The following is a 14,641-nucleotide window of genomic DNA, read 5'->3' on the forward strand; positions in this document are numbered from 1 at the left end:
GCATTTACAGAGTAGCATTAAAATGAAAACTTATGAAATAAAAAACAGAAGTAACTATAAAGCTACTTCTGTCTAAAAATGTATTTTTACTATTATTAATCCTGTATCGTTATTTTAGGACTAGTCATAAACACCCTTGAAAATCAATTTAACTCTTAAAAAAGACACATCACAGAACAATAAAATTCTTCTAAAAAACAGATTTACATAAAAAAAGCCTTGCTTTTCCGCAAGGCTTTTTTACATCTGATATGTTAAATAATTAAATAAAACATTTCATAAAGGGCAATACAAATTTTAATATTTATAAATACTAACTAAATAATACAATACAAAAAGGTAAATCTCCCAAAACTGCTCTCAAACACAAATCATTCTTACAAAACTCATACATTTTCAAAAACAGAATTAAAAATATAAATATCTCCAAAATCAGAAATGATTGTTTTTAATTTTAACAAAATTTTTCTCTCAAAAAGAAAAAATAATCGATTAAATGATGCACAATCAAGACAATAGAACTTAAAATATTTTGTTTAACAAAAACAAATAACTTAACTTTACAAAATAGTTTTCTTCATAAAATTCCTATAAAAAGGAATCCTATGAAGAAATAAACGTGTACTAAGAAGATAATTGTTCTAAAAAAATCATTTTTAAAAGAAAGACATTTTAAATATCAAGTCTGCAAACTTGTTATTCTAATTGATTAGCCCCCGCTTTTGTTGCTTTAAAATTATGTGGCAATAATTTTAAAATCAACTCAATTAAATTTTAATAGTGTCCAGTCCTTTTTATGCTTTTATCTTTTTTAGTATTTGTACAATCAAAATTAAAAAAACATAACAAAATGATTTTACGGTTTTTCCGTAAAAATTGTTAAAAGTAATTTAAAAAGCAAAAAGCATAACAAAAAGAAATGCTCTAAAACCCAAAAACCAAAGGCTTATGACAAAACACTACTTAAATTCTTAAAACTGATCAAAGAATATGCCTTCTGTACATCTTAAACCGAAACATATTCCAGTCCCCGCAAATCAGAGAGTCAGACACTCAAAAAATATTGTTCATTTTAAACTTAAGAATGCTATGAAAATATATTTTACACTTGATAAAACGAAGTATTTGGCATTTTTTGTTATTCTTTTTTTAGGACTAACAAACACCACAGTGGCACAAATAACACAAAGAGGAACCTCCACAACTGGAAACTCAACAAACAATACACTGACCATTAACAAACCGACAGGAGTCATACAGGGTGATATAATGCTAGTCAACATATCACAAAGAGAAGACAGCGGAAACAATTTATCAACTGCATCTTTAGCAGGCTGGACTTCAATAGTTTCTTCAGACCTAGGATCTACAACCCGCTGGGGAAATGTCTTATATAAAGTTGCAGGTGCAGCTGAACCTGCAAATTATACTTTTACATTAGACAATGATGCCGATGTTACTGTAGGTTCTATAGTTGCTTTTTCAGGAGTCAACAACACAACCCCCATAGATGTGACCGGTGCATTTGTTACTGCAAACGGTGGAACCGGATTAGCACCTACAACAATAACCACATTAACAAACAACGCCGCTGTAATGATGTTCTCCATGTCTGGCGGAAGTTCTGTATCATGGAGTGGATGGTCAACCGTCACCTCGCCAGGAGCACTTACTGAATTATACGACAATTTATACAATAATGGAGACCAAGCATCAGTTGGAGCTGCATGGGCAATTAAAGCAACTGCTGGCAACACAGGCAATGGTTCAGTCACAATTTCAACATCTGAAAGAAGAGGAGGAATATTAATAGCCCTAAGACCATCAATCCCTCCAACCATAACAAGTTTGGCCGGATCTCCAGCATGCGCAGGAGGAAACATAACCATAAACGGAACTAATCTGACAGGAGCCACAAGTGTAACCATTGGAGGAACCCCAGTCGCTTCAATTACAACCAATACAGCCACACAAATTGTAGCCGTAATAGGAACCGGGACAACAGGACAAGTAGCAGTTACAACACCAGGCGGATCTGCCAATAGTGGCGCAACAAACTTCACCGTAACACCTTTAACAACAATTACATTAACATCTGCAGCTGGTACAAACAACCAAACCAGATGTATAAATACACTAATAACACCCATAACCTATAGTCTTACTGGAGGAGGAGTTACCGGGGCAACGGTATCCGGGCTACCAGCAGGCGTAACAAGCCTATACGCAGCAGGAACTTTAACCATTTCAGGGACTCCGACTGCATCAGGAACTTTCAACTATACCGTTAACAGTACCGGAGGTTGTACAAATACAGCAACGGGAACAATTACAGTTAGCGCTTTACCAACAGCCACATTGTCATCAGCAGCAGGAACAAACAATCAAACAGTTTGCCAAAATGCTTCCATTACAAATATAGCTTACAACATAGGAGGCAGTGCCACTGGTGCTTCAGCTTCAGGATTGCCTGCAGGTGTTAGTGGAAATTATGCAGCGGGTGTTTTTACAATAAGCGGAACACCATTAGCATCAGGAATTTTTAATTACACAGTCACTACCAGCGGAGGACCATGTACCGCAGCAACTGCATTAGGAACAATCACAGTCAACAGCTTACCGGCCGTACCAGGAAATCCAACCAGTAATTCACCACAATGTAACCCGGGCGGTGTAACAATCACACAAAGCGGATCTGCACCTGTCGGAGTTACCTGGTATTGGCAAACAATAGCAGCCGGAACATCCACAGCCAATAATGCAAGTACACCATGGGTTGTAAATACCAGTGGAACTTACTATATCCGCGCATACAACGGAAACTGCTGGAGCAATGGAGCAGGAAGTGTGGCAGTAACTGTCAACAATCCAATAAACAGCTTAGCAACAGTAACAAGCCCAACAAACGGTGCAACCGGAATATGTTACATAGGAACCGGAGCCACAACACAAATTAGTTGGGGAGCAGCTGCAGGAGCATCAGGATATGATGTTTATTTTGGCACAACTGCTTCACCTGCATTAGTAAGTTCAAATCAAGCCGGAACCACTTGGACCATTTCACCTGCATTAGTTGCTAATACAACTTATTACTGGAAAATAGTACCAAGAAATATTTGTGGCGTAACGACCGGAACACCTGTAAATTGGACTTTTACCACCGGAAGCACACCTTGCTACTGCACACCATCATCCTCAACCTCATTATATTATATTGCCGGTGTAAGTTCTGAAGGAACCTTAACAAACGGAACTAATTCTCCTACAGGATATTCAGCTGGCGGGTATGGAAATTACACAGCCATAACAATGGCAAGCCAAATACCAGGAGGCGGAATCAACATCAACATTAACCTTCAGGGAGCAGGCGGACAAGGAATGAGAACTTATGTTGACTGGAACAATGACGGAATTTTTGCAGATCCAGCCGAAGAGGTATACAACACAGGATCAACATTATTAACAGGACCAACAACTTATGGCTTTGTCGTTCCTTCCGGACAAACCCCTGGAAACTACAGAATAAGAATCAGATCAAGAGGTGCATCAACTATTGACCCATGTTCAAATTTAGCTTCTGGCGAAGCCGAAGATTACACTATTGTAGTAGTAGCTGATTGTACACAAAAAATAACAAGTGTAACAAACGGATCTGCCTGCGGTTCACCGAATACAGTTAATCTTTCTGCTGTTTCCGCTGGAGCAACAGGTTTCAGATGGTATAGTGCCGAAACAGGCGGTAGCCTACTGGCAACAACTGCAGCTGGAAACTGGACAACACCTTCAATAGCTACAACCACAACATATTATGTTACCGCTTACAATGGAACTTGTGAATCATTATACAGAACTCCGGTTAAAGCAACCATCTTAACAACAACAAACATAACAGTAACACCTTCGACACCAACCATATGTGGCGACAACAATCCTATTTCGATTACTGCAGCTGGAGACACAACTCAAGAAGATTTGTTAGTTCAGGATTTTGAAAGCGGAATGGCTCCTTTCACTGCAACCATCCCAACAAATACAAATGCAGGAGCTGATTCGCCTTGGAGTGTTAAAACCAGTCCATATCAGCCATCAGGAACTTCGGTATGGAAACCTGCCATAAACTCAGGCTCTGTCGCAACAATTGGCAATAAATTTGCATTAACTACATCTGACTATAACGGTTCAAACATAGTAAGCATCATAACTTCGCCTATTGTCAACCCTTCAGCCTATACAAGCCTTACACTAACATTTGATCATTACTATTCTAATTTCTCAGGAGATACTGCTGCTGTACAGGTTTCAGTCAACGGAGGTGCTTTTGCCGCAATAACCCCAACTCCAGCCCTTTACAATACCGACATAGGAACACCTTCTGATTTTGTTACCCAAACAGTTGATTTAAGTGCTTATGCATTACCGGCAAATACAAGTTTACAATTCCGTTTTGTATATACAGCTCAATTTGACGACGGATGGGCAGTTGACAACATCAAACTATCAGGTGTAAAACCACTAAACACAACTTTTACTTGGAGTGGCGGTGTTGATGCATTTACTGATGCAGCTTGTACTATTCCATATGTTGCACAAAGCGTTACAACCATTTATGTAAAACCAAATGCTACTCAGATCAATAGTCCATCATGGGCATTTACAGCAACAGCAACTTTATCAAACGGATGTGCCGTAGTTAAAAATATTACAGTAACCAATAACACCAAAAGTTGGACAGGAGCAAGTTCCACATTATGGAATGATGCCAACAACTGGGTTCCTGCAGGAGTTCCAACATCTGCTAACTGCGTAGTAATACCAAGCACAACCCAAATTACCGGTTCAGGATACAATGCTCTTGCTAAAAACGTAACCATTAAATCAACCGGTAACTTAGAACTTCAGTCATCGAATAACCTAACTGTTTCTGACGAAATAACCGTAGTTCCTTCAGGAGTATTCAATGTTCGCAACAACGCAAATCTGGTTCAGGTTAATAATGTTGCCAACAGCGGAAACATCAACATGGAAAGAACAGCAAACATCAGAAGATTAGATTATGTTTACTGGTCATCTGCTGTTGCTAATTTCCCTGTAACTTCAATTTCTCCTGGAACTTCATCTGGTTTTATTTACAAATGGCTTCCAACAACCCCTACTGCATATGCAAGTAATTTTGGAGCTTGGTCAAATACAACCGAAAACATGGTAACCGGTAAAGGGTATATTGTTCGCGGACCGAATGCTTATTCGACTTCGGTATTAACCAATTACACAGCAACTTTTACGGGTGTACCAAACAATGGAATCATAACCACTCCTATATCAAGAAGTACATATAATGGAGCAAGTTATGCCGGACCTACATCAACTTTGGTAACTGCAAATGATGACAACTTCAACCTTGTTGGAAATCCATACCCGTCATCAATAAGAGCAATAGATTTCTTAAATGCCAACTCTAATATTGCCGGATTTGTAAATATTTGGACGCACGGAACTTTACCAACCACATCTGCTCCTAATCCTTATTATGCAAATTACACCTATAATTACACAACGGCCGATTACATCACTTACAATGTTTCCGGAACATCAAGTGGTCCTGGCACATTCAATGGCTATATTGGTTCAGGACAAGGTTTCTTCGTTTTAATGAATCATACATCGGCTGCTACAACGGAGACAGTTACTTTCAATAACACAATGAGAAGTGCAGCCTATAGTAATTCACAATTTTACAAGACTTCTGAAAATGACACTCCAGTTGACATTGAAAGAAATAGAATCTGGCTTGATTTAATCAAATCTTCTGATCTTACAAACAGAAGAGCAATGGTTGGTTATATTGAAGGAGCAACCAATGAGAAAGATCGTTTATACGACGCCTTAGGAAGCGAAAAAATGAATTTCAATATTTATTCAGTACTTGACAATGAAGCACAGATCATTCAGGGAAGATCTTTACCATTTGACAGCAATGACCAAGTACAGTTAGGAGTTAATATTCCTCAAGATGGAGAATACAAAATTGGAATTGCAACATTAGACGGTTTATTCACTGATGCGGCTCAAAATATTTATATTGAGGACAAAGTACTGAATATTACACACAATATAAAAAGTAGTCCTTATACATTTATGGCCAATACAGGTAGATCAAACGACCGTTTTGTTCTTAAATTCGTAGACCAATCACTTTCAAATGATGACAATACATTTGCTAACGACATTAAAATATATGCCACAAATCACTTGAATATTGAGTCATTAAAACTTGACATCAATACTATTGAAGTTTATGACATTGTAGGTAAAAATTTGTTGAGTTTAAAAAACATCCAGCAAAAACAATTAACTGTCAACCAATTAAAACCAACAACAAATGTCATCTTGGTTAAAGTAACTTTAGAAAACGGTTCAGTAGTTACCAAAAAAGTTATCTACTAAAAACACAAAATACAACCCGTAAGAAAAAACTCCACAATTGTGGGGTTTTTTTTATACCACTATTTGATTTATAATCGATTAACGAATCTGATATTGCAATTCATCGGCGTTTTTTGAATTTAATCGAATTTTTATGCTTTTTATCGATTTGACCAAAATAGCTTGAATATTTTTTAATATTTTTAACAAAATTTCTAAAAAACAACAACTAAATAACTAAAAAGTGAAAAAAAATTACGTTCTAGCTAATTTTTTTCCAAGCTTACTATGGCGGAAAAAAATGACCCAATTTTTCTGCTTGCTGCTTTTTGTTTTACTGTCACCACTTCAAAAAACAATAGCACAAGCTAATGACTGTACCGCTTCATTAACTTCATTAACTATCGGAGCTACCTGTACAACTACCAATTACACAGTATCAAGTTCATTTACCAATGACGGCCCTACTCCTTGTAGTGGAACCTCTTACCGCGACGGCTGGTATTCCTTTACAACCGATGCAACGACAAATTCGATAACAATTACAGGTACGAGTAACCGCCAAATGGGGTTGGCTGTTTATTCCGGAACCTGCGCCTCTCCTTCATCTATCGCGTGTGAAGTACCAAACAATGCAAACGCAACACTTACCACAGCCGTAACACCAAATACAACTTATCGTCTTCGGATTATGCGTACAAATAATGCAAATACAAACGACATGACAGGAACAATTTGCATAGCAGGGACAGTAATACCTATAGCCCCAACAGGCTGTACAAACACCACACAATACCCATCATCAAGTGTAGCTGCACCTTCAGCCGGAAATACAGCCACAATCTCAACCTGTAATTATCAGACAGAATATAACGCAATAAGCGGCATCGTTTCAGGAACAACCTATACCTTTACAAATTCAGCTGGAGGATTTATAACAATAAGATCAGGATCATACAACGGAACGGTTGTGGCCAGTGGCAATTCTCCTTTATCCTTTACTGCTGCTTCATCAGGAACATTTTATGTACACTACAATACAAATTCATCATGTGGCACAGCCTCAAACTGTACAACCACATCTGTAACTAACGGAACTGCTTCCGGTGGAGGCGGATGTACTCCGGGTTCAGGAACTGGCACTTCTGCAGCCGGTTGTCCTTCGGTTGTTTCTGGCGGTTTAGGCCTTAGCGGTTCAGATCCGGCCGCAATTACCTGTTCAACTTCAAGTTGTGTAGATTTAGAAGCAACCTATTTACAATTAGGACAAACAACAAGCTATTCGGTACAATCGATTCCATACAGTCCTCCATATCAATTTGGCTGTCTGGCAAATGCTGTCAGCGTTAACACTGATGATGTTTGGTCACCAACAATCAATTTACCGTTTAATTTCTGTTTTTACGGAACAAATTACAATCAATGTTTAATTGGATCGAATGGGGTATTAACCTTCGACACAACAAACAATACACCGGGAGGATTCTCAGAATGGGAATTCATTGACAACCTACCAAATGCAGCACTTTTCAGAAATAGCATATTTGGTGTTTACCATGACATCGACCCAAGTGTGGGTGGAACTGTAGGATGGGAATTAGTAACTTTATCTACAGGTTGTAGAGCCCTTGTCGCATCATGGAATGATATCCCAATGTTCTCGTCTTCTTGTAATTCAATTTTATACACCGGCATGATGGTCTTATATGAAAACACAAATATCATCGAAGTATACATTAAACAAAAAAGTGTTTGTGCTTCATGGAATAGTGGAAATGCAATCGTAGGTGTTCAAAATGGCGCAGGAACAGTTGGAACAGTAGCTCCTAACAGAAATGGATTAAGCCCTGATTGGACCACAACAAACGAAGCTTGGCGATTTGTACCATCAGGAACTTCGATCACATCAATCAAATGGTATCAGGGAGCAGGAACCGGCGGACCTGTAGTTGGAACAACCGATGTAATCAATGTTTGTCCTGCTGCCACAACGACTTATACAGCTGAAGTTACTTATACTTTATGCAGCGGTTCGACAGTAAAAGTTACAGACCAAACAACTGTTACGGTCTCAGGAAATAAAGTTTGGAATGGCTCTGTTAACACCGATTGGAACACTGCCGCCAACTGGACTCCGTCTGGAGTACCAAACAACACCCAACCGGTTGTTATTGCTAATGTTACAAACAAACCTGTAATTACCGGAGGCATCAATGCACAGGCATGCTCATTGACAGTTCAAACCGGAGCTCAATTGACGGTTGCAACAAATAATAACATTACCGTAACCAATGGTGTTACTGTTCAGGGAACGGGAGCCTTCATTATCAATGATGATGCAAGTTTAGTTCAGGTTAACAACGTAACAAATACAGGTAACATTCAGTATTCAAGAACTGCAAATATCAGAAGACAGGATTATGTTTACTGGTCATCACCAGTAGCAAATTTCTCTTCGAGCTCTATATCTCCGGGAACAAACAGCGGTTACATTTACAAATGGCTACCAAGTACAACAACCGGCTATACAAGTAATTTTGGAAACTGGACTAATGGCAATGAAACAATGGTAACCGGAAAAGGATACATTGTCCGTGGACCCGATGCTTATTCAAGCTCGGCAGCAACTAACTACACTGCAACATTTATTGGTGTACCAAACAACGGAACCATAACCAGCCCAATTTCACGAAGCACTTACAATGGCACAAGCTATGTGGGACCAACTTCAACATTGGTTACAGCTAATGATGACAACTGGAATCTAATCGGAAATCCATATCCGTCTTCAATAAGAGCAATTGATTTCCTTAACGCGAATACAAATCTTGCAGGATTCATCAATGTCTGGACACACGGTACTTTACCGGTTTCATCAACGGATCCGTTCTATGCAAATTACAATTACAACTATACGTCTTCTGACTACATCACATACAATTCAGCTGGAGCTTCTTCAGGACCGGGAACATTTGGAGGATATGTGGGTTCAGGACAGAGTTTCTTTACAATTATGAATCACAGTACTCCTTCCACAACAGGAACAGTTACCTTCACTAACGCGATGAGAAGTGCAACTTATGCTAATTCACAATTCTTCAGGGATTCTGACAACAACAATACAATAGAACCTGAATACAACAGAATTTGGCTTGATTTAATCAAATCATCAGATAACACAAACAGACGTACGTTAGTTGGTTATATGGATGGTGCAACAAACGATAAAGACCGCATGTATGATGCATTGGGAAGTGAAAAATTAAGTTTTAATATCTATTCATTACTAAACAATGAAATACAAGTCATTCAAGGTAAAGCACTTCCATTTGACAGCAACGACACTATTGCTTTAGGAGTTGGAATACCCGAAACCGGAGAATATAAAATCGGAATTGCGGCTGTTGACGGATTATTTGAAAACAGATCACAAAATATATTTCTTGAAGACAAATTATTAAATATCACACACGACCTAAAAGAAAGTCCATACACTTTTACAGCGCAAAAAGAAAGATTTAATGACCGCTTTATTTTGAAATATATCAATCAGGCACTTTCAAATGACGATTTTGTTTCACCAAACGACATCAAAATATTCGCCATGGGCAGTCTGAATGTCGAATCTTCAAAATTAGACATTAACGAAATTAGTGTTTATGATGTATTGGGCAAGAAATTACTGAATTTGAAAAACATCCAGCAAAAACAAATTACTATCAGTCAGTTAAAACCAACGACAAATGTTATTTTAGTAAAAGTAACTTTGGAAAACGGAAGTGTGGTAACTAAGAAAGTAATCTACTAAAAACAAACCTACTAAATCCCCAAAAAGGCCTTGATTTTAAATAATCAAGGTCTTTTTCGTTTGCATAAGCTTCACGCTCAAAACAAATATTCCGATACGCTTTATGGCGGTTTTTATATTGAATCAACCGGATCATAAATTCTATTCCGTACCAGATAAAAAAAGGAATAACCAGCAATTCTAACTGCTGTTTTATATGAATATGTTCATGATTGACAAAAACAGGATTTTGCTTATCTTTTTTATCAGTCATAATAACAAACGGATAAAAAGTAATCCCTCTGAATCCTTTCGGTGTCAAATATTTAAAAACAATCAAAATCATATGCTACAAAATTGATAAATTTGCGCACATGAACAATGATTTGAATCCAAATAATTTAATCGAAGGCGAAGATTTTTATTACACGCCGGAAGGTTACAAATGTTTTACCGAAAAATACCATTTAAAAAGAGGGTATTGCTGTAAAAGCGGATGCAGGCATTGCCCATACGGATTTGATAAAAAAACGGGGAATTTCATTAAAAAATAGGGCGTGCCCCTACGGGTCGGGCTATCCGCGCTGCGTGGCAGCCAGCTTCTATCCCTCACGCGAACAAACAACTAAAAGAATGGACCACCATTTAAGAAAATACAGAGTCAAAATACATAAGTCCTATCATAGGTCTGACATTCGTTATCCCTAGTTGTCCCACTAAACACGACAACTTAATAATTGAATAATTTAAAACACTAAACATGACTTTTCAAGACCAGATATTAGAAGGTATCCCTTCTGTTTTACCGCAACAAAAAGTATACGAAACGGCAATCAATCATGCGCCTAAGCGTAAAGAAATACTAAATGACGAAGAAAAAAAATTAGCGTTAAAAAATGCTTTACGTTATTTTGAAGCAAAACATCACACCGAATTAATTCCTGAATTTAAAGAAGAGCTGGAAAAATACGGGCGTATTTACATGTATCGTCTTCGTCCGGATTATGAAATGAAGGCGCGTCCAATTTCAGATTATCCGGGAAAAAGCGAACAAGCCAAAGCTATCATGCTGATGATCCAGAACAACCTGGATTATGCAGTGGCACAACATCCACATGAATTAATTACATACGGTGGAAACGGAGCTGTATTCAGTAACTGGGCGCAGTATCGCTTAACCATGAAATACCTGGCCGAGATGACTGATGAACAAACATTGGTTATGTATTCAGGTCATCCTATGGGATTATTTCCGTCCCACAAAGAGGCACCGAGAGTAGTTGTTACAAACGGAATGATGATCCCTAACTATTCAAAACCGGATGACTGGGAAAAATTCAATGCTTTAGGTGTTACGCAATACGGACAAATGACTGCCGGAAGTTATATGTACATAGGTCCTCAGGGAATCGTTCACGGAACAACCATCACCGTTTTGAACGGCTTCAGAAAAATTAAAAAAAATCCATCCGGTGGCTTATTTGTCACTTCAGGCTTAGGAGGTATGAGTGGTGCTCAGCCAAAAGCCGGTACTATTGCAGGATGCGTGACCGTTTGTGCTGAAGTAAATCCGAAAATCACTAAAATCCGCCATGAACAAGGCTGGATTCATGAAATCGTTGAAGACCTTGACCTTTTGGTAGCAAGAACACGAAAAGCATTAGAAAACAAAGAAGTGGTTTCAATCGCTTATTTAGGCAATATAGTTGATGTTTGGGAAAAATTCGATCAGGAAAATTTACATATTGATTTGGGTTCAGATCAAACTTCTTTACACAATCCTTGGGCCGGCGGATATTACCCGGTTGGTCTATCGTTTGAAGAATCGAATGAAATGATGGCTAACAATCCTGAACAATTCAAAGAAGAAGTTCAGAAAACCTTACGCCGTCATGCTGCTGCCATCAATAAACACACTGCCAAAGGAACTTATTTCTTCGATTACGGAAATGCTTTCCTTTTAGAAGCTTCAAGAGCCGGAGCCGATGTTATGGCTGAAAATCCAACTTTAGGCAGGGAATTCAAATATCCTTCTTACGTTCAGGATATCATGGGACCAATGTGTTTTGATTACGGATTTGGACCATTCCGTTGGGTTTGTACTTCAGGAAAACCAGAAGATTTAGCCAAAACCGATGCAATCGCCTGTGACATTTTGGAAGAAATGATGAAAAATTCACCGGAAGAAATCCAACAGCAAATGGCCGACAACATCCAATGGATCAAAGGAGCACAGGAAAACAAACTGGTTGTAGGATCGCAAGCCCGAATTTTATATGCAGATGCTGAAGGACGTATGAAAATAGCAGAAGCCTTTAATAGAGCAATTGCAAAGAATGAAATCGGACCGGTTGTTTTAGGACGTGATCATCATGATGTATCCGGAACAGATTCACCTTACAGAGAGACTTCCAACATTTATGACGGTTCGAGATTTACTGCAGACATGGCTATACATAACGTAATTGGTGACAGTTTCAGAGGTGCGACCTGGGTTTCCATACACAATGGCGGCGGCGTTGGATGGGGCGAAGTAATCAACGGTGGCTTCGGAATGTTGCTTGATGGTACTGATGATGCTGACAGACGATTAAAATCAATGTTATTCTGGGATGTTAACAACGGAATCTCAAGAAGAAGCTGGGCACGTAACGAAGGAGCAATTTTTGCCATAAAAAGAGCTATGGAGACGCAACCTTTATTAAAAGTGACCATCCCTAATATAGTAGACGAAAATTTATTATAACATTGTATTTCAGTTTTTTAATAAATTTCGGTATAGATTTTGTGCAAATTATTTAAACTAAAATTATTAAAAAATGAAACTATTCAAATTACTGTCGTTAATCGGATTGTTCATTATCACTTCCTGCAGTTCAGTAAGGGTTAATGCCGATTATGACAAAAACGCTAATTTTGGTCAGTATAAAACTTATGCCTTTCACAAAAGCGGAATAGACAAAGCGGAGATCTCTGATTTGGATAAAAGAAGAATTTTACGTGCTATCGACGCCCAAATGTCAGCCAAAGGTTTTACGAAAAGTGAAACTCCCGAATTATTGGTTAATATTTTTACCAAGGAAAGGGAAAAAGTAGATGTAAACAACTTCTCTGCCGGATGGGGATATGGCTGGGGTTACGGCTGGAATCCTTATTTATGGGGAGGAAGAACTTATGTATCTACTTCAACTGAGGGAACATTATACATTGATTTAATTGATGCAAAGAACAAAGAATTGATCTGGCAGGGAATGGGAACCGGTTATCTGACTCACGATACCGAGAAAAAAGATCAAAGAGCCAACGAATTTGTAACCAAAATTCTTGAGCAATTTCCTCCACAATCGAAATAAAAAAAGACTGCAGATGCAGTCTTTTTTTATTCTTATAATTAAACCATTTGGCTTGTTTCAAACTGCAATGGCACATAGCGTCTGTTTGCTTTCCCTAACAAAACTTTTGCGATTTGCGTGGATATTTCACCGTCAATCAGCATATCCAGCCAGAAGAATTCCCCAGCCGAATTGATTTCCAGAAAATAATATTCGTCTTCCGGTGTTACAATAATATCAGCTGCGCCATAATTCATTCCGTAGACATCCATTAACTGAAGTAATTTTTCCTTTATTTCCAGAGGCAATTCATACGGAACCCAATCCTGTAAGAGCTTCACTCCTTCTCTTCTCCAGTCTAATTTTGCATTATCCAGTTTTTGTGAATCAATTGCAAAAGCATATACTTCTTCTCCAACAATTGTGATTCTCAATTCTAATTTCTTTTCTAATTTTTGCTGAAACTGCATTGGGCAATATTGCAATGTATCAATACTGTCCAAATCTTCTTCTTTAACTTCATTTGTAAAAACAACATTCTCAACACCGTCCTTATAAATTGCAAAAGAACTCTGCATTTTTGTAATCACACTGTTATGGCTTCTTACAAAACGTCTTGCTTCTTCCGGGCTGTTTGTAATACAGGTTTCAGGAACTTTCAATCCTAAACCCGAAGCAATTTTCATCTGCTCTTCTTTACTATCCAATCTTCTGTACATACTGTACTTCCCTAATTGAAAACAGTTAAGACCTTCTAACATACCATTAAGGGTTGTTCTGATTTCCCCATGGATACTACTTAAGAATTCCCCTTCCACCAAACCATTCAGGCCACTCCCTAAATTATGGCTTCTTCTGTACCATAATGACGCAACATCGTGTATAGTAGTCCGCTCCCCTTCATAATCCAGATACATTTTCCATTCACCGTTTTCATAACAAGTACTCAATCCATATTTTAAAGGATACTCGTCCACATTGAAACGGATAGGTATGCCATTATTTTCCCTAATTTTTTGTGAAACTACTTCAACACTGTTATTATCACCTGTGTGCGTAATTATTAATACTTTTTCCATAATTTATTTATTTGATAAAC

7 protein-coding genes are annotated in these 14,641 nt (G+C 38.1%); 5 read left to right on the plus strand and 2 right to left on the minus strand.

Annotated features, from left to right (window positions below; genetic code table 11):
* The first annotated feature begins 1,089 nt into the window (after positions 1-1,089).
* Both NAT51_RS03730 and NAT51_RS19785 read left to right on the plus strand, forming a co-directional pair.
* Entirely contained in the window at positions 1,090-6,444 is a 5,355-nt protein-coding gene (locus NAT51_RS03730; protein WP_250595420.1) for a GEVED domain-containing protein, read from the plus strand.
* Positions 6,445-10,027: 3,583 nt separating this feature from the next.
* Positions 10,028-10,231, plus strand: coding sequence for a T9SS sorting signal type C domain-containing protein (locus NAT51_RS19785; RefSeq protein ID WP_394799686.1), 204 nt, complete (start codon positions 10,028-10,030; stop codon positions 10,229-10,231).
* Here the strand turns inward: NAT51_RS19785 and NAT51_RS03740 are convergent.
* On the minus strand, positions 10,212-10,556 hold the full coding sequence (locus tag NAT51_RS03740) for a hypothetical protein (RefSeq protein WP_250595424.1): 345 nt from the start codon (positions 10,554-10,556) through the stop codon (positions 10,212-10,214). The two genes, NAT51_RS19785 and NAT51_RS03740, sit on opposite strands and share 20 nt — an antisense overlap.
* Positions 10,557-10,584: 28 nt before the next feature.
* On the opposite strand from NAT51_RS03740, the gene NAT51_RS03745 reads away from it, so the two are divergent.
* From NAT51_RS03745 to NAT51_RS03755, 3 genes are all read left to right on the plus strand, one after another.
* A complete protein-coding gene (locus tag NAT51_RS03745) occupies positions 10,585-10,764 on the plus strand; it encodes a DUF5522 domain-containing protein (protein WP_250595426.1) in 180 nt (59 codons plus the stop codon).
* Positions 10,765-10,970: 206 nt separating this feature from the next.
* A complete protein-coding gene (locus tag NAT51_RS03750) occupies positions 10,971-12,956 on the plus strand; it encodes a urocanate hydratase (protein ID WP_250595433.1) in 1,986 nt (661 codons plus the stop codon).
* Positions 12,957-13,029: 73 nt separating this feature from the next.
* The gene (locus tag NAT51_RS03755) at positions 13,030-13,563 is read left to right on the plus strand and encodes a DUF4136 domain-containing protein (protein ID WP_250595435.1); all 534 of its coding nucleotides are present in this window, start codon (positions 13,030-13,032) and stop codon (positions 13,561-13,563) included.
* Between the two features lie 38 nt (positions 13,564-13,601).
* On the opposite strand, the gene NAT51_RS03760 is transcribed toward NAT51_RS03755, so the two are convergent.
* Positions 13,602-14,621, minus strand: a complete 1,020-nt coding sequence (locus NAT51_RS03760) for an MvdC/MvdD family ATP grasp protein (protein ID WP_250595437.1) — start codon at positions 14,619-14,621, stop codon at positions 13,602-13,604.
* Positions 14,622-14,641: the final 20 nt, after the last annotated feature.

Origin of the sequence: Flavobacterium amniphilum (genome assembly GCF_023634845.1) — a bacterium.
Taxonomy (GTDB): domain Bacteria; phylum Bacteroidota; class Bacteroidia; order Flavobacteriales; family Flavobacteriaceae; genus Flavobacterium; species Flavobacterium amniphilum.

Excerpts from the sequence above, each read along its gene's own strand:
- NAT51_RS03760 (WP_250595437.1), bottom strand. The coding sequence starts at position 14,621 with ATGGAAAAAGTATTAATAATTACGCACACAGGTGATAATAACAGTGTT.
- NAT51_RS03755 (WP_250595435.1), top strand. The coding sequence starts at position 13,030 with ATGAAACTATTCAAATTACTGTCGTTAATCGGATTGTTCATTATCACT.
- NAT51_RS03730 (WP_250595420.1), top strand. The coding sequence starts at position 1,090 with ATGAAAATATATTTTACACTTGATAAAACGAAGTATTTGGCATTTTTT.
- NAT51_RS03745 (WP_250595426.1), top strand. The coding sequence starts at position 10,585 with ATGAACAATGATTTGAATCCAAATAATTTAATCGAAGGCGAAGATTTT.
- NAT51_RS19785 (WP_394799686.1), top strand. The coding sequence starts at position 10,028 with ATGGGCAGTCTGAATGTCGAATCTTCAAAATTAGACATTAACGAAATT.
- NAT51_RS03740 (WP_250595424.1), bottom strand. The coding sequence starts at position 10,556 with ATGATTTTGATTGTTTTTAAATATTTGACACCGAAAGGATTCAGAGGG.
- NAT51_RS03750 (WP_250595433.1), top strand. The coding sequence starts at position 10,971 with ATGACTTTTCAAGACCAGATATTAGAAGGTATCCCTTCTGTTTTACCG.